Here is an 18,185-nt window from a genome sequence, read left to right on the forward strand (position 1 = left end):
CTATTAATTTCTTATGGATATAAAATTCATTTAGTAAACTTTTATATAAGTAAAAGATTTTAAGGATTTCTTCTTTAGAGTTATTGACTTCATCATATTTAATAAATTTTCTCTTAATAAATCCATAAAAACATATCTTATTTTTTTCTTTCTTCATAACAAAAAAGTTTTTATTTTTAATATTTATTTTAAATTTTTCAGCTATTTCAATTTGTTTTGGTATGATTTTTACTAAATTAAATTTTTTTAGTATATTATTAATTTTATTATTTTCTTTAATCACATATAAAATCAAATAATATTTTCTATTTATTTTTAATATATCATAATTAACTAGAAGGTCTTTTATTTCACCGAAATCTTCTTTTAACTTAACATCTATTAAGTTTTCTAAATTTAATGTTTTTACAATTGGATAAAACTTTACAAAAATATATTGATTTTCTACTATATATTTAATTGGAACACCGAAAAAATTTAATATTTTATTTTTATTAATATCATTAAAAATTTGCTTTTTAAAATTCTCTTCTATCATATTTTACTTTTAATCATTTTCCTTTCCATAATAACTTTATTAAAATCTTTTGATGATTTAATCATAAGGGATGTTAGTATTGTAGTTACTAAAGATAAAATAATTACTGCATTAATCAATAAACTTCCCCTTTTTTTAACTTTAAACATCTTATAATTTCTCCTTTTGAAGAATTTTTTAATTTATAATATACTAAATTATCCTTTTTATTAGCTTTAAATTCTGTTATATCAGTAGCAGCAGTGTCTGTTCTTTTTCCATTAAAATCTATAAAAATTTTATCTTTATTTTTGAAAATTTTTATATACTGATCTTCTTCTTTTTTAATTTTTATTAAATTATCAGTAATTAATATATTTTCTTCCTGTCTTTTCTCTATTTCCTTTTCCATATAAAAAGATAAATTAAGTAATTCATTATATTTAATAGTATTTTCTTTTCTTTTAAAATCTAATTTTTTTACCCATATTAATAAATCAAAACTTATTACTACTATAAAGGAGGCTAATGATAAATATATTAAAAGTTCTATTAAGGTATTTCCTCTTTTTTTCATAAAAACTCCTTTATAAATTCTATATTATCTTTTGTTTCTCCAATTTTACTTTTTATATTTGTTTCAACTTTAACCTTAAAACTATTTTCCATCTCTTCTATTGAAACCTTAATATAATTTTCTTTTAAATACTTATTTCTTTCTATTGATTTTAAAGGTTTATACCAAAGGTTTTCATCTTTTATATGATTTAAATTAATATAAAAATTTATATTATTGCTGCCCTTAGTAATTTCTAAGTAATCTTCTTTAGATAAAGATTCTTTAAGCTCTTTTCCTACAGCTTCTAAATAATAATTAGACTTTTTTATATTTTTCCCTCTGATTTCACTTCCAACTATATAATTAAAAGATGGAATAATTATTAAAGAAAAAATCCCCAATATACCTAAAGTTACAATAAGCTCTATTAAAACAAACCCTTTTTTTCTTTTAAAGTTTCTTAATATTAACATTGAAAAACCTCACTGCTAATGAAAATTTTACATTTATTCCATTATCAAATTTTAAATCTATAGTTCCTTTACTACTAAAGTTTCCAGAAGAATCTATCTTAATCATGTTTTGAGAAGGAGTATTTATTCTTACTTTGCAATACTTAGGTATTATTATCTCCTGTGATACCTTTCCTGAATAAAATATTATAATTCTTTTTTTAGCATCATAATATATCGTTCCTATCTCTCCTACTGTTCCACAATACATAGTACTATAGGTAAAATATCAGAGATATCATCTATTATTTTATAAGTTTCTTGATTTTGAGTTTCTAATTTATTAGTTACATTTATAGTAAAACTACTACTTAATATTAAAGAAAAAATTCCTAAGGTAATTATTGTTTCTATTAAAGTAAAACCTTTATGCTTTTTTAATCTTTTTCTACTTATCATTAAAATACTCCAATAAAATAAATTTAATAAAATAAATTCAAAAAATTTGTTTTTATACTATTACATTGATCCAATTCCAGAATATATAGGAACTATAAAAATTAAAATTGTTATTCCTATAAAAATACCTATAATAGAAATCATAATGGGCTGTATTAAATTTAAATATGTCTTAATTATTCCGTTAAAGGAACTTTCAACCATATCAAAAGCTTCTTTAATTTTTATTTCTATCTTTCCACTTTCTTCCCCAATTCTTATTAATAAATAAGTACTTTTAGAATATTCTGGTTTATCAAAAAACTCCCATATTTGTCCACCTGCTTCTATAAAATCTCTAAATTCTATCAATCTTTCTCTTAATTTATCCTCATTAGAACTACTAATTATTTTATTAATTGAAGTTAGAATGGGAATCCCACTAATCATTATTGTATACATAAGAAAAAGAAGATTTTTTTCATAATATTTATTGTAAATTTTGCTTTTGTTTAAAAAATTAAAAATTAATTTTTTTATATTGATTAAATGTAAAAATATTATTAAAGATATACTATAAAGAATGATTAAAATTATAGTAAGATTTATATTTTCCTTCATGAATAAATTAATATCATATATTTTAGAAAGAAATGATGGGATTTCTGAAATATTCGAATCATATAACTCGATAAAGCTTGGAATTAAATTGAAAAAACTAAATCCAACTAATATCATAAGGCTTATTATTAAAATTATTGGATAAATCAATGATGATATTACATTATTCCTTTGATTTTCTAGGTCCTTATAATACTTTCCTAAATGTTCTAAAACCATATCTAAGTGTCCACTATATTCTCCTACTTTTAAAAGTTCTAAAAATATAGATGGGTAATACCTATCTTCATTTTGAAAACTATCTCCTAGGCTATTTCCTTCATATATACTTTTAGATATTCTTTCTAAAGATTTTTTATAGGATTTTTTTGAAATAATTTCTTTTATAATGTGAAAGGATTTTTCTATATTAATTCCACTTTTATTTAAAGTTGAAAGGTTAGATGAAATCAAATATATATTTTTATAATCAAACTTATTCATTTTCCATTCCCTCTTTTATAGCTAAAAATTGATTAAAAGAGATTTTTCCTTCTATGCAAAGATATTTCCCTCTACTTATAAATTCATTAGATTGATTTTTTAAAATTTCTTCATTTAAATATTCTCTTATATGATTTTGTTCCACTCTATTTATTAAATATATATGACTTAATAATTTTCTTGATATTATACCTGTAAAATTACATTTTTCACATTTTCCTTGCTTATATAGATAGGTAATACTATCATTTCCAAGGACTGCCCTTTCCTCTTTAGTAGATTCATATTTGATTTTGCAACTATCACAAAGTCTTCCTATTAATCTTTGAGTTATTATTCCTTTTATTGCATTTAAAAGTAAATACTTTTCTATACCCATTTCTTTTAATCTACTAAATACTTCATAATGATTATTAGTATGTATAGTAGAATAAACCTTATGTCCAGTAATTGCAGCTCTTAAGGCTATTCTTGCAGTTTCTTCATCCCTTATCTCACCTATCATTATTACATTAGGATCTTGCCTTAAGATATGTTTAAGCCCTTTAGAAAAAGTAAGCCCTACACTTTCATTTACATTTATCTGATTAAAACTTTCAAAATTCATCTCTACAGGATCTTCAATAGTTGTAATATTTAAATTGCCTTTATTTTCAGCTTTTAACATAGAATATAATGTTGTTGTTTTACCACTTCCTGTAGGACCTGAAATTAAAACAATTCCGTTTTCTTTGTTAATTAATTTTTTTATTTTGATTAAAGAATCCTTATTAAAATTAAGTTCTTCTAAAGAATAATTAAAAAGGGATTTATATAAAATCCTTATTACTATTTTTTCTCCTGTAATAGTTAGAATAGAAGATACTCTTAAATCATAATTTTCATCTTGATATTTATAGGTAATCTTTCCATCCTGCGGTTTTCTTTTTTCTGATATATTCATAGAAGCTAAAAGTTTAATTTTTGATATAATTCCATCATAATATTCCTTTTTTATCTTTTTAAAAATAGACAAAACTCCATTTACTCTATTTTTTATAATTATTTCTTTTTCTTTAGGTTCTATATGAATATCACTTGCTTTTATTTTTATAGCATTTTTTATAATTTCATTTACAAGTATATTATTTATGATATTATCATCATTCTTTTTAGTAAGATAAAAATAATTTAAAGCCTTTAAAATATCCTCTTCTTTTTTTATAGTAACCTTTATTGTCTTATTAAATTGTAGCTTTAATGAATTTATTATATTTTCTCTAAAATCACTTACTATTGCTATTTCCACATATTCTTCATTTATATTAATTGGAATTAATAAATTTTTATATGCATATTCCTTTGAGATAGAGTATACCCATTCAGCTTTAATATTTTTAAACTCCATTATTCCTCCTAAAAGTTATTCAACATCCAACTTTTTATAAATAATTATATTATTTAAAGCTTTCATTTCTTTTTATAGAAATTTTAATTAATTCATATATTTTTATATTGTCCATTTTTTCCAATAATAAACAAATAATCATAAAACTTTTTCTTTATTGATATTTAAAATATAAAAATGATATACTAAAATTATTAAAATTCAAGGTTTTATCTGAATTTTAAATTATATAAGATTTAGATTTATTGATTTTTATTAATAAATCTATTAAGAAAGGAAGATTTTATGGCATTTGATGGTGTTTTTTTACATTGTTTAATAGAAGATATAAAAGATAAATTATTAAACACAAAAATAGATAAAATTAATCAACCAGAAAAAGATGAAATATATATTTCTTTTAGAGGAATAAAGGGAGAAAGACTTTTAATATCTGCAAGCTCTAATTTTCCAAGAATCCATTTTACAAAAATAACAAAGGATAATCCTTTAAAGGCTCCTATGTTTTGTATGGTTCTTAGAAAATATTTAATTGGTGGAAAAATCATAAATATATATCAGCCTAACAATGACCGCATACTACATTTAGATATAGAGACTACTGATGAGCTTGGATTTAATAGTATATATACATTGATCATAGAAATAATGGGTAGACATTCTAATATATCTTTAGTAAGAAAAAGAGATAATAAAATAATTGAATCAATAAAACACATTACCTCTTTTGTAAATTCTTATAGAACCTTATTACCTAACGTTTCATATGTAAGTCCTCCTCCTAGTAATAAGTTAAATCCTTTTGACTTTCATATAGATGAATTTGAAAAATTCTTCTCTTCTATAGAGATAAATGAAAATTTTTATATGAAATCTTTTAATGGAATTAGTAAACTATTGTCAAAAGAATTATATTTATCCTTTGATAAATATTCAAAATCCTTAGAAAATCTTTATAATGAGATTAACTTATATTTTAAAAATATACATAGTAAGAAATCTTATAATATTTTTTGTAACAATAATGGAGATTTAATAGACTTTTATTCTCTTCCTATTTCTTATTATGATGATAAAAATTTAATTCATTATGATGATGGCTGTAGAATGCTTGATGAATTTTATTCTAAAAAAGATATGCAAGATAGGTTACAAAATAGATCTTCTGATCTTCAAAAATTAATTATAACAAATATTGATAGATGTTTAAAAAAAGATACAATCCTTTTAAAAACTTTAAAAGAATGTGAAGAAAAAGAAAAACTTCGTATATATGGTGATTTATTAACTAGCTTTATATATTCCTTTAAAAAAGGAGATAAAGAAGTAACTTTATGTAATTTCTTTGATGATAATAAAGAAATTACTATAACTCTTAATGAAAATAAAACACCTTCTGAAAATATCCAATATTATTATAAAAAATATAATAAATTAAAGAAATCTGAAGAAGCTGCAATTGATCAAAGAGAAAAGAATTCCTTAGAACTTGAATATTTAAATTCAGTATTAACTAATTTAAAAAATTCTGAAAGCTATGATGAAATAGAAGAAATCAAAGAAGAACTTATATCTTCTGGATATATAAAATATAAAAAGAACTCTAAAAAGAATAAAAAACCTTCAAAGCCTTATCATTTTTTATCTAGTGATGGATTTGACATTTATGTTGGAAAAAATAATATTCAAAATGATTATTTAACTTTAAAGTTTGCGGATAAATATGATACTTGGATGCATACAAAAAATATCCCTGGTTCTCACGTTATTATAAAAGGAAAAAATATAAGTGATAAAGCCTTAGAGGAAGCTGCAATTTTAGCTGCTTTTTATAGTAAGGGTAAAAATTCTTCAAAGGTTGCAGTAGATTATACTGAAGTTAAAAATGTAAAAAAACCTTCCGGTGCAAAACCTGGAATGGTAATCTATAGCACAAATAAAACTATTTATGTAGATCCCGTAGATTTAAATTTAGAAAAACATTAATATATAATAACGTTATTTTATTAAAAATAACATCATTATAAAAACTAAAATAAATTTATTAAGATGTCTATAAACAAATATTATGCCATAAAACAAACGCATTTATGCTGTTTGTTTTATGGCATAATTTAGTTAGTTACTTTCTCTTTTTTAAAAAATATTAAATCAAAACAAATGGCATTTAAGGCTAATCCAAAGGAAATAGAAAAATTTCTATATAAATTTATATTTTCTGGCCTAAGAATATAATCAAAAGCATAATTTATTCCTCCAAAACCTATAAAAATTATAATAAATTTAGATAATCTTTTTTTAAATTCTTCTTTCCCTAATTTAAGCATTTTTAATATAGTTACTATAAAAATATAAATACCAAATAAAACAGCAAAAATTCCATAGAAAATTATAAATTTAATACTAAAATTACTTTGTATGTTTTGAAATACAATAAATATAGAAAACATAGTTGATATTATAAATAATAGGTAAAGAATATTATTAAAATTTATTTGTGGTTTTTTACTCATTTTACCTCCCTTATAATTTTCTAAAGTTGTTATTTAATTATATAATAACTTTTATATTATCATTGGATTTTTTACTTTCCTTTAACAATCTTCATTTTAAACATAATATAAATATAAAATATTATTGTTACAATAATATTTTATATTAACATGTATGTAAAAAATAAAAGTTATAATTTTATATAATAAAATTATAACTTTTTAAATTCATGTTTAATTTAAATTTTATAATTAATTTATAAAATTTTTATTTTTTATCTAAATACTGATAATAATAACATTGTAATCTACCATTATAAAGCTTTCTATTTTTAGTAGCTTTTCTTCCAAAAAGTTTTTGGAAAGTATCATAAGATGTTAGCACATTAAAATCCCAATTATAAAGCTTTTCTTTAAGCTTTCCTAATAATCTATAAAGTTCTTCTATATCTTCTTTTTCACCTATTCTTTCACCATAAGGTGGATTTGTTATTATTATTCCATCTTTTTTACTACTTGAAAATTCTCTAAAATCTCTTCTATGAAAATCTACTATATCTGAAACTCCAGCAAGATTGGCATTTTGTAGTGCTGTTGAAAGAACCCTTCCATTTATATCATATCCTACAAGTTTAACATCACAATCTTTTTTTATTCCTCTTTCAGCCCCTTCTCTTACTTGACTCCAAAGATTTTTATTCATTGTAGGCCATTCTTCCGATACAAAGGTTCTCTTAGCTCCTGGTGCTATATTTTTAGCTATTTGGGCTGCTTCTATTAGTATAGTTCCAGATCCACAGAATGGATCCACCATCATATCTTCTTTGTTCCATCTTGATAAAAGAACTAAAGTAGCTGCTAATGTTTCCTTTAAAGGAGCTGCTCCTGCATGTTCTCTATATCCTCTTTTATGAAGTCCTGGCCCTGTAGTATCTATTGTAAGAGTTACTACATCCTTTAATATAGATACCTCTATTTTATAAACAGGACCATCTTCTGAAAACCAATCTCTTTTATATCTTTCCTGCATACTTTTTACTACTGCTTTTTTTACTATGCTTTGACAATCTGGTACACTATGTAATGTAGATTTTACTGATTTACCTGTAACATGCATTTTACCATCTAAAGGTATTATCTTTCCCCAATCTACTTTAGCTGTTCCCTGAAACAATTCTTCAAAGGATTTCGCCTCAAATTCTGCCATTTTAATAAGCACTCTGTCTGCTGTTCTAAGCCAAGTATTAGTTATTGCAATATCAAGTTCATCTCCTTCAAAATGGACTTTTCCATTTTCAAGCTTTAAATCTTCATAACCTAATTCTTTTAGTTCTTTTGCAGTTACAGCTTCAATACCAAAGGTAGTAGTTGCAATTAATTCATAGTTCATATTTATCTCCTTATATAAAATCTATTTAGATTTATTTTTCATAAATTTTTACTGAATCTTCATTATCTATCTCTAAAATATTAACATCAATTATTTCACTTTTACTAGTTGGAATATTTTTACCAACATAATCTGCTCTAATTGGAAGCTCTTTATGACCTCTATCAATTAATACAGCTAATTGTATGGAATTTGGTCTATCTATATCCATTAAAGCATCTATTGCAGCCCTTGCAGTTCTACAAGTATATAATACATCATCAACTAATATAACCTTTTTATCTTTTATTTCTATATCTATAGAAGTTTCTTTAACCTTTGGTGCTTCAAAAAAATCACTTAAATCATCTCTATATAAAGTGATATCTACACTTCCTACTGGAAGTTTTATTCCTTCTATTTTTTCTATTTGCTTAGAAATTCTTTCTGCTAGTGGATATCCTCTTCTTTTAATTCCTATAAGAACTATATCCTCTACCCCCTTATTTTTTTCAATAATTTCATGAGAAATTCTAACCAAACTTCTTCTTATAGCATTTTCATCTAATAAAGTAGCTTTTAATTGCATCAATTATACTCCTCTCTTAATCTTTAAAATTAATTTTTTAAAATAATCTGGTAATTCTGATGTAAACTCCATATACTCTTCTTTTTTAGGATGAATAAATCCTAATGTTTTTGCATGAAGCATTTGTCCATTTAATTTAAAACTTTGTTTTTTAAATCCATATAAAGGATCCCCAACTAAAGGATGTCCAATATGACTCATGTGGACTCTTATTTGATGAGTCCTTCCTGTTTCTAAAACACATTTTACTAAAGTATATTTATCATAGATTTCAATAACTTCATAATGTGTTACTGCATGCTTACCTTCTGATACAACAGCATACTTTAATCTATCTTTAGGATTTCTTCCTATATTAGTAGAAATAGTTCCTTTTTCTTTTGTTATTCTGCCTTCTACTAAAGCAAAGTATTCCCTTTTTATGCTATGTTCTTTAAACTGATAAGCTAAATTATTATGAGTTTCATCATTTTTTGCCATAACCAGTATTCCTGATGTATCCTTATCTATTCTGTGAACTATTCCTGGTCTTATTACTCCATTAATTCCTGATAAGTCTTTACAATGATATAAAAGAGCATTTACTAAAGTACCATTATAATTTCCTGGAGCAGGATGAACAACCATTCCCTGTGGTTTATTTACTACTATAAGATCTTGATCTTCATACACTATATGGAGAGGAATATTTTCTGCTTCTACTTTAAGTTCTATAGGCTCTGGTATATTTAAAGAAACCTTATCTCCACTTCTTAGTTTATAATTGCTTTTTATATTTTTTGTATTTACTAAAATATTACCATCTTCTATTAAATTTTGAAAGTATGATCTAGATTTATCTTCTTTTACAGTAGACAAAAATTTATCTATTCTTTCACCTTTATTAGAATCATCTATAATAAATTCTATTTTTTCCATTATTAATTAAATACCCCCATCCCTTTTATGTAATTTGAAAAACTCTCAAATTATAAAATAAAATTCTATTTTAATCTGGAAGAGAATCTTTATATTGTTGATTAGATATCTTCTCTACTTCTTCTACATATCCTATATCTTCATCATAATATTCATCTACATTTTCCAATTTATTAAAAACTTCAACACTTTGATAGCAGTCTTCTCCATCAAATTCTGTTTGATCTTCTTTTGAATCATTATATCCATATCCAAAGGGATTTCCTAAAACTTCTTCCTCAATTGGTCTTAAATTACTTTTAAAATTTTTAACTTCATTAAGGTCTTCTTGGCAATCTATACAATATCTTGCATAAGGTATAAAGTCTAATCTTTCCTTTGATATTTCTTTGCCACAGCCTTTACAAATTCCATAACTTCCTTTTTTTATATCTTCTATAGCATTATTTATTTTATGTAATATCTCATCTTCATTTCCTTTTAAAGCTTTTTGCTTTGCAATATCGCTAATTTCCTCTCCAAGATCTGCTGGATGGTTATCATAAAAAGATAATTCTGATGCTATCTCTTCTCTTGCTAAAATAATTCCATCCTTTTCAATTTTAGATATGGTATCATTTATCTTTTCTTTTTCTTTTAAAAGTCTTTTTAAATACTTATTTTCATTTATTTTATCCATAAATTTCACCTCTTAAAAAACAATTCATATATTATTGTTATCATAAAAGGTTAATTTATTACTTTATATAAAAAATATTTTACTTTTATTTATAATTCTTTCCATAGTATCAACATCTATAGTTTGTCTTGCATCTGAAATAGCTTTATCTGGTTCTATATGGCTTTCTATTATAAGTCCATCAGCTCCACAGGCAATTCCTGCATAAGACATTCTCTCAACAATCTCTCTAAGTCCTGTTCCATGACTTGGATCTACAATTATAGGAAGATTATATTTCTCTTTTATATAAGCTACTGCATTTAAATCTAGAGTATTTCTTGTAACTGTTTCAAATGTTCTAATTCCTCTTTCACAGAATATTATATTTTCATTTCCGCCAGCTGCTATATATTCTGCTGCATATATCCATTCTTTAATTGTGGCACTCATACCTCTTTTAAGTATTATTGGCTTATTTATAGTTCCTAATTCCTTTAAAAGAGTATAGTTATACATATTTCTTGAACCTACTTGTATAGCATCTATATAATCTAAAGAATATTCTAAATCTCTAGCATCCATAATCTCTGTTGATACTGGCAATTTAAATTTATCTCCTACAGATTTAAGAATCTTTAAACCCTCTTTTTCAAGACCTTGAAAATCATAAGGTGATGTTCTAGGCTTAAAGGTCCCACCTCTTAACATATCTACTCCAATAGATTTTAGTCTTTCTGCTAATTTTAGCATTTTATCATAATCTTCAACAGCACAAGGTCCTGAAATAAATACTGGCTTATTACCACCAATAACAACATCTTTTATACGAATTTCCTTATTGCTATTTACTATTTTTAAGTCCATCATTTTATTCATTCTCCTTAATTGTTTCTTTTATTACATCTACAATCTCCTCTTCTGTAATAGAAACTTTAACTATAGGTTCACCTATATTTTTTAGTAATACAAATCTTATTTTATTATCATTTTTCTTATCTTTTTTAATTTTTTCAATTAGAATATTAAAATCTTTAAAATCTATAGAGGTTTTTAAATTGAAATATTCCATAAGCTCCTTAGCTTTATAATAAAATTCTAAAGAAAGTCCAAATTTTTTAGAAGATAACTTTAAAGCACATAATAAGCCTAAAGCAACTGCCTCACCATGTAATATTTCATAGTTTTTTATTACTTCTATTCCATGCCCTATTGTATGTCCTAAATTTAGAGAATTTCTTATTCCTCCATCTTTAAAATCTTTTTGTACATAATCCTTTTTTATAAGAAGACATATTTTTAATATATTACTTAAAATATCTTCATCTCTATTTTTTATTTTTTCTCTATTTTCTACAAGATATTCTAAAAGATTATGTTTATTATCTAAAAATGAATATTTTATTATTTCTCCAAGACCGTTTATATATTGTTCGTCTTTTAAGGTATTTAAGAAATTAACATTTATAACTGCCATAGAAGGATTATAAAAAGCGCCTATAGCATTTTTTATATTATCAAAATTATATCCTACTTTTCCGCCTATACTACTATCACTTTGTGATATTACAGTAGTTGGAATATTAATATATTTTATTCCTCTCATATAGGTACTTGCAGCCATACCTACTAAATCTCCTAAAACTCCTCCACCTATAGATATTAAAATACCTTCTCTTTTGCAATTGTTATCTATTAAAAATTTATATATTTTTTCTATTGTACTATAATTTTTTCTTTTTTCATCTATAGAAAGCACTAGGATTTTATTAGAACTTATTTCTTTTGCCATATTAGACAGGGATTTCATATGATTTTCATATACATTTTTATCTATTATAACATAACTATTATTCTTTAAAGATATATAATTTTTTAATATATCTATTATTTTTTCTTTTTTATTAGTTATATATATTTTATAATCTTCATTCTTATTTGTAACTTCTATAATATTCATTATAAATCAACTCCACTATATAATATAAAATATAATTACATTATAAATCAAGAACAAATATAAAAAAGGAGGTTATAACCTTCTTTCTTAATATTTATTTCATATAATTATCTATTTTTATTTAAAATCTAAAAGTTAAAACTACCTTTAAAATAATACTAAAAATATATATTTTATTCCTAAAATAAAAAAATCCCACTTTAAAGTGGGATTTTCTTATTTATTAGCAAAAAAACTTTTTATTTCATCTATATCATCCTGTAAATCATCCTCCATATGTACAGTGGATTCTTCACCTTGGAAATTTTCTTCTATTTCAATACCTTTTTCTGATAATTCCTCAACTGGTTGTGATATATTAAAGTGTTTAACACAATCTCTCTCCAAATCATCAAAGGTTTCTAGTTGGGTATTCATAAAGTTTCTAAATTTTGCTCTAAATCTTACAAATTCTTGTTTTAGTCTGTCATATTCATCACTGATTTGAATAACATCATTATGTGCCTTATCAAGAATTTTTTGTGCTGTTTCATTTGCATTTTTAACAATTATGTCTGCTTCTTTTTGAGCATTTGCTTTTGCTTGTTCTGCAGTATTTTGCGCTAAAAGCAATGTATTTTGTATTGTATTTTCAATTTTTGAGTAATGGTCTACCTTATCATTAATTGCTCCTAGCTTTTCTTTTAATATGGAATTTTCTTTATATAACTCTTCATAGTCTTCTACAACTTTATCTAAAAACTCATCTACTTCTTCTGCACTATATCCTCTTAAAACCCTCTTAAATTCCTTATTGTTTATTTCCATTGGAGTTAATCTCATTATGTTCACCTCTACCTAAATAAATTTATTAACTAAAATCTTGTATCTCCCACTTTTTGTTTCACCTAAAAGTTCTTTTATTATATATTTACCACATTTTCTAATTGTAACTCTATTATTTTCTTTAACTTCAAAACTTTTATTTCTAATTTCTAAATAGTCTACCATAACCATACCTGAAGATATTAACTCTACTGAATCTTTCCTAGATTTTTTTGTTAAAGCTGAAACAATACTATCTAACCTATAAGATGAAGATTGTATTGTTAAATTATCAAATTCTAATAATGGTATCTCTTTTAAATCTTCAACAACTTGACATGTACAACCTAACTTTCCTATTTTAGTTAAGTTAGAAACTACATACCAACCTATTTCTTCTAAAATCATAATATAACATTGATTTTCTTTAACTCTTAAATCTCCAAATTTACCTCTTTCAATTCCTAAGGCCATTATAGCACCTAAATAATCTTTATGAGATAAATTATTGAATTTTTTAGGAGTTATTATTTTTATACAAATAAGCGGCCAATTCTCTATAGAATCTTCGTAATTAAAAGCTATTAATCTTTTTTCAGCATCCTCTACTCCTCCATAGCTTTCAACTGAAAGACTAAGTTTATTAGAATTAACTTTTAATTTATCATATATATTAGGAGCATAAAAATAATTAGTAACAATTCTTCTACCACTTTTTTTTGCTGCTAAATATTTATTATAAAGAGAAGATATATCATCTTCATCTTTAAGATCTAATAATTCTTTCATTTCTTTTAATTTTAAACTATAAGACATACAGCTAATCTCCTTATAAAAGAAATTAAAACTAAAGCAAAAAATGGTGAAAAATCAACTGTAAGCCCTTTAAAAAACTTATCTTGAAGTTTTTTAAAAGGCATTACAATAGGACTAGTTAAAGCTTTTAAAAAATTTAATACTTTACTTTCTTTTCCCCTAAGAAATAAAGAAAGTATAACTTCTAATAAAATAGACATTTCTAAAACATTGCATAGTTGAACTATTATCATAAAAAATAATACTATTGTCATCACCCCTAACTATTTTGTCCAGTTAAAGATCCCCTTTGTTGAAAGTTCAGATTTAAGTTCATTTGAAACCTCAACATTTGATGGTGATAAAATATATACACCTCTCTCTATTTCTTGTAATTCTCCTGTTAATGCATAACAAGAACCACTCATAAAATCTAGTAATCTTTGCGCTATCTTTGTTTCAAGACCAGTAGTATTTACAACTACTATCTTTCTATTTTTTAATGCATCACAAATATTTGGTGCTTCTTCAAAACTAGTTGGCTTTATTATCATAACCTTTGCAGAAACTGCTGTGTGTATATTAACCACCTTTCCTGATTGATTATTCTTTTTAGGTAATACAGGTTCTATTAATTCTTCATCTTCTTCCTCTTCATCTAGTTCATCTAATTCATCATATTCGTCATTATAATCCTCAAATCCTAATATTTCTTTTACCTTACTAAACATCTTTGCCATTTTATTTTCCTCCTAATTATTTATTGTAGTTTCTAGCTCCAAAAATTCCTTCCCCTATTCTAACCATATTAGAACCTTCTTCAATAGCTAATTTATAATCATGTGTCATCCCCATTGAAAGAATTTCCATTTTTACATTTTTAATTTCTTTATTTTTTAAAGTATTCCAGATTTTTTTAACTTCTCTGAAATATAATCTACAGCTTTTGTCATCACCTTTAGGTATAATAGCCATAAGGCCTCTAACTTTTACGAATTTACATAATTCCACATTTTCCAAAAGTTCATTTAGATTCTCTTCTAAAACGCCACCTTTAGATAATTCTCTCCCAATATTGACTTCAATTAATACCTCTGCAACTTTATTTTTTTTACCATATACTTTCTCAATCTCATTAAGTAACTTTATGCTGTCTAATGAATGTATTAGGTAAGCCCTATCAACTAAATATTTAACTTTATTAGTTTGCAAGTTTCCTATAAAGTGCCATCTAATATCTTTATCTAAAGAATCACATTTTTCTACAAGTTCTTGAACTTTATTTTCTCCAAAATCTCTAATTCCTACAGCATAAGCTCTTTTTAGATCTTCTATAGGTTTAGTTTTTGAAACAGCAATTAAAGTTACATCTTGAGGTATGGTTGAAAGTATATTTGATATATTATCTTCTATATCCATCTATTATCTCCCTTTCCATACTCATCTAATGCTATATATTCTTCATAAATTACGAAATTCCTTCAAAGTTAAATAAAAACATTTAATTTATTTAATAAAATTTGTTAAATTATCTGTAGGAAGTTTACCTATATATGCAGATATTGTTAAATCTTTTTCCTTGGTTATTTTAATTTGTAAACCTCTATTAAGCAATTTCTTAATATAACTATCAGAATTCATTAGATTCTGCTCCATTATTTCAGGATCTCCAATAGCATATATATAAAAAGGTGCCGGAGTGTTTACTTTATTTATTTCTAAAAATGGACCACTACAAAATATAGATGTATTTTCTACAACTCTTTGGTTATTTATTGAAATAGCCTCAGCACCTACATTTTTAAGTTCATTAACTACATTCATCATATCATAATCATGTAATACTCTTGTAAAAGCAAAATCTTTTACATATTCCGGAAATTCATTAGAAGCATCTTTAATAACCATTTTTATTCCTTCACCTTTTACAGCAGTTAATCCTGCTAAAATGTCGTTATTGTTTACTTCTAATTTTATATCATTTATAAGTTTATCACTTTTCTCATCATCATATTTATATTTATTAATTTTTTGTTTTAAATCAGTATTATCATGCTTTAATTCTGATATGTCTTTATATAATTTATTCCTTTTATTTAAAGCTTCTTGATATTCTTTGGAACTTAAAGGAACATATTTATTTTGATTTTTTACATTTAAATTTAAAGATATAAGTACACCCATAATTATGGAGGCTATGAAAACAAACACTGTAGCTTCGTTATTTTTCATATGAACACCTCATTATTTGTTTCTTGCCTTTTCAATAAGCAATCTTCTAATTATTGCAAAGTTATCAAATATTCTTCCACCAAATACTATAACTGCTGCAATATATATTGGAATTCCTAGTTTATCTCCTAAGTATGCAAGACCTGCAGCTAATGCAGCATTTCCAAAAAAACCTGAAATAAAAATATCTGCTTGAAAGTTTTTTGCTAAGGTTGCTCTAATAGCCCCAAAGACTGAATCTAGACAAGCAAGTATAGCTACTGACATATAAGGCGAAAAATTATTTGGTATATTAAAATTCCACTTTAATCCTATAATTATTCCTATTAACAATCCAATAAAAGCTATCATACATACACCTCTTTATTCTACTGGTTTAATAAATTCCGTATTAAACCCTTCATTTGTCTTTCCTATTTCTATGTCATCTTTTCTTTCTATTTTTTTATCATAATTTACAAGAACACCATAATTTAAAGCATCACCAAATTCTAATCCTCCCTGAAGAGTGACTCTATTTCCTATTACCTTTATAACAACTCTATCCTTTGGTGCAATTTTATTTTGCTTTCCTATTCTTATATAGTTTCCTGCTGTTTTTATTCCCATTTGAGCAGTAATTCTTATATCATTTATTGAAATAGCTTCTGCTCCAGAATAATTTAATAGGTTCACAAGATATACAAGTTCTTCTTCACCAATATACTCAGCATTATTTGCTGTAAATACTGGAGATTTAGGAGTAAGATATAATATTATTCCTGGGCCTTTAACTCCTACAGTACCAAGAATCATTCTACTTGTATCTAACTGTTTTTTTATCTCTTTTGTAAGATCACCAGTTTGTGTAGATTCATCCTCTATCTTTTTTAATTCTTCACCTAAATTTTTATTCTGCATTTGCAAATCTTCTTTTTCCTTTTTTAAAGCTTCAACTTCTGAAACTAAATCGCTTTTATCATAGGTTTCAGCAACATTTTTTTCTTTATTATTTAATACTTTAAATTGATATGCTAATAAAAACCCTAATATAGCACAAACTATTGCTACCACAATTTGAGACAAAAACTTTTTCATTATTCCTCCTCCTAAGATTCTTGTTTAATTACAGTATTTCCTTTAAAACTTAAATCAATATATCCTTTTGTTAAATTAACATCTTTACTTTCTAAAATATTTATTGCTTTATTTATTTTATCTTTAAGCTCTTCATCATTTCCTAGCTTTATTTGAACATTTCCGCTATATAAAATTAAGTTGTAAAGATTAGATATATCCATACTAGTAAATTTTATATTACTGACATTATTACTAAGAATTTCATAGAGTTCTTTAGTTAATTTTATTTGCTTTTCATTATTAGTTATTATTTCACCAACATCTTGAGACTTAATATCTATCCCTTTAATTTCAAGTAAATTTTCAGTATTAAGTTCTACCTTTTTTTCAAGTATTCTTAAATCATCATTAAGAATATAATACTCGCCATCTATATTCACATAAAAAGCTGCTGACTTTTCAGTAACATTTATAATAATTTTATCTGGTAATACTCTTTTTATAGATACCTGTGAAATGTATGGATTTCTTTTTACATTTTTTATTGTATCCTTAATATTTAAATAAAATATATTATTTGTATTGGAAATTTTTGATAGCTTTATTATTTCATTAGAATCTATAATATTATTATTTTCCACCTTTACAGTATGTATTTGAAATAGTGGTGCTTTAAATAAAAAAATTATGAAAATACATAAAAATAAAATTCCTAAAGTGATTATCTTCTTAATTTTTTTCTTCTTTTTTCTCTGTAATATAAATTCATTCGCTTTATTTTCCATCTTCGTTCTCCACAACTCACCTTTTTTCATAAATTTTAGATATATATTATTATAATACCATGATTAT

General features: G+C 24.2%; 25 protein-coding genes. 1 reads left to right on the forward strand and 24 read right to left on the reverse strand.

Annotated features, from left to right (window positions below; genetic code table 11):
* The 8 genes from BUA70_RS10875 to BUA70_RS10905 all read right to left on the reverse strand — a co-directional run.
* Window positions 1-538: hypothetical protein (locus BUA70_RS10875; RefSeq protein ID WP_143762339.1), on the reverse strand; the 538-nt coding region annotated here is incomplete at its 3' end.
* Window positions 535-657, reverse strand: coding sequence for a hypothetical protein (locus BUA70_RS13315; protein ID WP_278337201.1), 123 nt, complete (start codon window positions 655-657; stop codon window positions 535-537). The genes BUA70_RS10875 and BUA70_RS13315, both read right to left, overlap by 4 nt.
* Window positions 654-1,094 (reverse strand): hypothetical protein, encoded by a 441-nt coding sequence (locus BUA70_RS10880; protein WP_072897250.1) that lies wholly within the window; start codon window positions 1,092-1,094, stop codon window positions 654-656. Before BUA70_RS10880 ends, BUA70_RS13315 begins: the two co-directional genes overlap by 4 nt.
* The gene (locus BUA70_RS10885; RefSeq protein WP_072897252.1) at window positions 1,091-1,549 is read right to left on the reverse strand and encodes a type II secretion system protein; all 459 of its coding nucleotides are present in this window, start codon (window positions 1,547-1,549) and stop codon (window positions 1,091-1,093) included. The genes BUA70_RS10880 and BUA70_RS10885 overlap by 4 nt, the downstream gene beginning before the upstream one ends.
* The gene (locus BUA70_RS10890; protein ID WP_072897254.1) at window positions 1,527-1,799 is read right to left on the reverse strand and encodes a hypothetical protein; all 273 of its coding nucleotides are present in this window, start codon (window positions 1,797-1,799) and stop codon (window positions 1,527-1,529) included. Before BUA70_RS10890 ends, BUA70_RS10885 begins: the two co-directional genes overlap by 23 nt.
* Entirely contained in the window at window positions 1,781-1,987 is a 207-nt protein-coding gene (locus BUA70_RS10895) for a prepilin-type N-terminal cleavage/methylation domain-containing protein (protein ID WP_072897256.1), read from the reverse strand. The genes BUA70_RS10890 and BUA70_RS10895 overlap by 19 nt, the downstream gene beginning before the upstream one ends.
* A 60-nt stretch (window positions 1,988-2,047) precedes the next feature.
* The gene (locus BUA70_RS10900; RefSeq protein ID WP_072897259.1) at window positions 2,048-3,070 is read right to left on the reverse strand and encodes a type II secretion system F family protein; all 1,023 of its coding nucleotides are present in this window, start codon (window positions 3,068-3,070) and stop codon (window positions 2,048-2,050) included.
* Window positions 3,063-4,457: a GspE/PulE family protein gene (locus BUA70_RS10905; protein ID WP_072897261.1), complete on the reverse strand. Its 1,395-nt coding sequence runs from the start codon at window positions 4,455-4,457 to the stop codon at window positions 3,063-3,065. Before BUA70_RS10905 ends, BUA70_RS10900 begins: the two co-directional genes overlap by 8 nt.
* A 285-nt stretch (window positions 4,458-4,742) precedes the next feature.
* Here BUA70_RS10905 and BUA70_RS10910 point away from each other — a divergent pair, with 285 nt between their 5' ends.
* A complete protein-coding gene (locus BUA70_RS10910; RefSeq protein WP_072897263.1) occupies window positions 4,743-6,443 on the forward strand; it encodes an Rqc2 family fibronectin-binding protein in 1,701 nt (566 codons plus the stop codon).
* 128 nt (window positions 6,444-6,571) lie between these two features.
* Here the strand turns inward: BUA70_RS10910 and BUA70_RS10915 are convergent, their stop codons facing one another.
* The 16 genes from BUA70_RS10915 to BUA70_RS10990 all read right to left on the reverse strand — a co-directional run bounded on the left by BUA70_RS10915 (window position 6,572) and on the right by BUA70_RS10990 (window position 18,118).
* Window positions 6,572-6,970 carry a hypothetical protein gene (locus BUA70_RS10915; RefSeq protein WP_072897265.1) on the reverse strand — a complete coding sequence of 133 codons (399 nt, stop codon included), beginning with the start codon at window positions 6,968-6,970 and terminating at the stop codon, window positions 6,572-6,574.
* 247 nt (window positions 6,971-7,217) lie between these two features.
* A complete protein-coding gene (locus BUA70_RS10920) occupies window positions 7,218-8,339 on the reverse strand; it encodes a THUMP domain-containing class I SAM-dependent RNA methyltransferase (protein WP_072897267.1) in 1,122 nt (373 codons plus the stop codon).
* Window positions 8,340-8,370: 31 nt separating this feature from the next.
* The gene (gene pyrR / locus BUA70_RS10925; RefSeq protein ID WP_072897269.1) at window positions 8,371-8,907 is read right to left on the reverse strand and encodes a bifunctional pyr operon transcriptional regulator/uracil phosphoribosyltransferase PyrR; all 537 of its coding nucleotides are present in this window, start codon (window positions 8,905-8,907) and stop codon (window positions 8,371-8,373) included.
* A gap of 3 nt (window positions 8,908-8,910) precedes the next feature.
* Complete coding sequence (locus BUA70_RS10930; RefSeq protein ID WP_072897271.1) at window positions 8,911-9,825, reverse strand: RluA family pseudouridine synthase; 915 nt, start codon at window positions 9,823-9,825, stop codon at window positions 8,911-8,913.
* A 70-nt stretch (window positions 9,826-9,895) separates the two neighbouring features.
* Complete coding sequence (locus tag BUA70_RS10935; protein WP_072897274.1) at window positions 9,896-10,504, reverse strand: TraR/DksA C4-type zinc finger protein; 609 nt, start codon at window positions 10,502-10,504, stop codon at window positions 9,896-9,898.
* 63 nt (window positions 10,505-10,567) lie between these two features.
* A complete protein-coding gene (aroF, locus tag BUA70_RS10940) occupies window positions 10,568-11,362 on the reverse strand; it encodes a 3-deoxy-7-phosphoheptulonate synthase (RefSeq protein ID WP_072897276.1) in 795 nt (264 codons plus the stop codon).
* Window positions 11,355-12,443: a 3-dehydroquinate synthase gene (aroB, locus tag BUA70_RS10945; protein ID WP_072897278.1), complete on the reverse strand. Its 1,089-nt coding sequence runs from the start codon at window positions 12,441-12,443 to the stop codon at window positions 11,355-11,357. The genes aroF and aroB overlap by 8 nt, the downstream gene beginning before the upstream one ends.
* Before the next feature lie 216 nt (window positions 12,444-12,659).
* The gene (locus tag BUA70_RS10950) at window positions 12,660-13,265 is read right to left on the reverse strand and encodes a DivIVA domain-containing protein (RefSeq protein ID WP_072897280.1); all 606 of its coding nucleotides are present in this window, start codon (window positions 13,263-13,265) and stop codon (window positions 12,660-12,662) included.
* Window positions 13,266-13,280: 15 nt separating this feature from the next.
* Window positions 13,281-14,063 (reverse strand): YlmH/Sll1252 family protein, encoded by a 783-nt coding sequence (locus BUA70_RS10955; protein WP_083573524.1) that lies wholly within the window; start codon window positions 14,061-14,063, stop codon window positions 13,281-13,283.
* A complete protein-coding gene (locus BUA70_RS10960) occupies window positions 14,048-14,296 on the reverse strand; it encodes a YggT family protein (protein ID WP_159429652.1) in 249 nt (82 codons plus the stop codon). Before BUA70_RS10960 ends, BUA70_RS10955 begins: the two co-directional genes overlap by 16 nt.
* Window positions 14,297-14,326: 30 nt before the next feature.
* Window positions 14,327-14,782, reverse strand: a complete 456-nt coding sequence (locus BUA70_RS10965) for a cell division protein SepF (RefSeq protein ID WP_072897284.1) — start codon at window positions 14,780-14,782, stop codon at window positions 14,327-14,329.
* Window positions 14,783-14,798: 16 nt separating this feature from the next.
* The gene (locus BUA70_RS10970) at window positions 14,799-15,461 is read right to left on the reverse strand and encodes a YggS family pyridoxal phosphate-dependent enzyme (protein ID WP_072897286.1); all 663 of its coding nucleotides are present in this window, start codon (window positions 15,459-15,461) and stop codon (window positions 14,799-14,801) included.
* An 87-nt stretch (window positions 15,462-15,548) separates the two neighbouring features.
* Window positions 15,549-16,274, reverse strand: coding sequence for a DUF881 domain-containing protein (locus BUA70_RS10975; protein ID WP_072897288.1), 726 nt, complete (start codon window positions 16,272-16,274; stop codon window positions 15,549-15,551).
* Window positions 16,275-16,286: 12 nt separating this feature from the next.
* A complete protein-coding gene (locus tag BUA70_RS10980) occupies window positions 16,287-16,625 on the reverse strand; it encodes a small basic family protein (RefSeq protein WP_072897290.1) in 339 nt (112 codons plus the stop codon).
* A gap of 12 nt (window positions 16,626-16,637) precedes the next feature.
* Window positions 16,638-17,351: a DUF881 domain-containing protein gene (locus BUA70_RS10985; RefSeq protein WP_072897293.1), complete on the reverse strand. Its 714-nt coding sequence runs from the start codon at window positions 17,349-17,351 to the stop codon at window positions 16,638-16,640.
* An 11-nt stretch (window positions 17,352-17,362) separates the two neighbouring features.
* Entirely contained in the window at window positions 17,363-18,118 is a 756-nt protein-coding gene (locus BUA70_RS10990; RefSeq protein WP_072897295.1) for a cell division protein FtsQ/DivIB, read from the reverse strand.
* Window positions 18,119-18,185 lie beyond the last annotated feature (67 nt).

Origin of the sequence: Clostridium fallax (assembly GCF_900129365.1) — a bacterium.
Classification (GTDB): Bacteria; Bacillota; Clostridia; order Clostridiales; family Clostridiaceae; genus Clostridium_AH; species Clostridium_AH fallax.

Bases quoted from the DNA above. Each gene is read 5' to 3' on its own strand.
- BUA70_RS10880 (WP_072897250.1), bottom strand. From the start codon at position 1,094: ATGAAAAAAAGAGGAAATACCTTAATAGAACTTTTAATATATTTATCA.
- BUA70_RS10885 (WP_072897252.1), bottom strand. From the start codon at position 1,549: ATGTTAATATTAAGAAACTTTAAAAGAAAAAAAGGGTTTGTTTTAATA.
- BUA70_RS10890 (WP_072897254.1), bottom strand. From the start codon at position 1,799: ATGTATTGTGGAACAGTAGGAGAGATAGGAACGATATATTATGATGCT.
- BUA70_RS10895 (WP_072897256.1), bottom strand. From the start codon at position 1,987: ATGATAAGTAGAAAAAGATTAAAAAAGCATAAAGGTTTTACTTTAATA.
- BUA70_RS10900 (WP_072897259.1), bottom strand. From the start codon at position 3,070: ATGAATAAGTTTGATTATAAAAATATATATTTGATTTCATCTAACCTT.
- BUA70_RS10905 (WP_072897261.1), bottom strand. From the start codon at position 4,457: ATGGAGTTTAAAAATATTAAAGCTGAATGGGTATACTCTATCTCAAAG.
- BUA70_RS10910 (WP_072897263.1), top strand. From the start codon at position 4,743: ATGGCATTTGATGGTGTTTTTTTACATTGTTTAATAGAAGATATAAAA.
- BUA70_RS10915 (WP_072897265.1), bottom strand. From the start codon at position 6,970: ATGAGTAAAAAACCACAAATAAATTTTAATAATATTCTTTACCTATTA.
- BUA70_RS10920 (WP_072897267.1), bottom strand. From the start codon at position 8,339: ATGAACTATGAATTAATTGCAACTACTACCTTTGGTATTGAAGCTGTA.
- pyrR (WP_072897269.1), bottom strand. From the start codon at position 8,907: ATGCAATTAAAAGCTACTTTATTAGATGAAAATGCTATAAGAAGAAGT.
- BUA70_RS10930 (WP_072897271.1), bottom strand. From the start codon at position 9,825: ATGGAAAAAATAGAATTTATTATAGATGATTCTAATAAAGGTGAAAGA.
- BUA70_RS10935 (WP_072897274.1), bottom strand. From the start codon at position 10,504: ATGGATAAAATAAATGAAAATAAGTATTTAAAAAGACTTTTAAAAGAA.
- aroF (WP_072897276.1), bottom strand. From the start codon at position 11,362: ATGAATAAAATGATGGACTTAAAAATAGTAAATAGCAATAAGGAAATT.
- aroB (WP_072897278.1), bottom strand. From the start codon at position 12,443: ATGAATATTATAGAAGTTACAAATAAGAATGAAGATTATAAAATATAT.
- BUA70_RS10950 (WP_072897280.1), bottom strand. From the start codon at position 13,265: ATGAGATTAACTCCAATGGAAATAAACAATAAGGAATTTAAGAGGGTT.
- BUA70_RS10955 (WP_083573524.1), bottom strand. From the start codon at position 14,063: ATGTCTTATAGTTTAAAATTAAAAGAAATGAAAGAATTATTAGATCTT.
- BUA70_RS10960 (WP_159429652.1), bottom strand. From the start codon at position 14,296: ATGATAATAGTTCAACTATGCAATGTTTTAGAAATGTCTATTTTATTA.
- BUA70_RS10965 (WP_072897284.1), bottom strand. From the start codon at position 14,782: ATGGCAAAGATGTTTAGTAAGGTAAAAGAAATATTAGGATTTGAGGAT.
- BUA70_RS10970 (WP_072897286.1), bottom strand. From the start codon at position 15,461: ATGGATATAGAAGATAATATATCAAATATACTTTCAACCATACCTCAA.
- BUA70_RS10975 (WP_072897288.1), bottom strand. From the start codon at position 16,274: ATGAAAAATAACGAAGCTACAGTGTTTGTTTTCATAGCCTCCATAATT.
- BUA70_RS10980 (WP_072897290.1), bottom strand. From the start codon at position 16,625: ATGATAGCTTTTATTGGATTGTTAATAGGAATAATTATAGGATTAAAG.
- BUA70_RS10985 (WP_072897293.1), bottom strand. From the start codon at position 17,351: ATGAAAAAGTTTTTGTCTCAAATTGTGGTAGCAATAGTTTGTGCTATA.
- BUA70_RS10990 (WP_072897295.1), bottom strand. From the start codon at position 18,118: ATGGAAAATAAAGCGAATGAATTTATATTACAGAGAAAAAAGAAGAAA.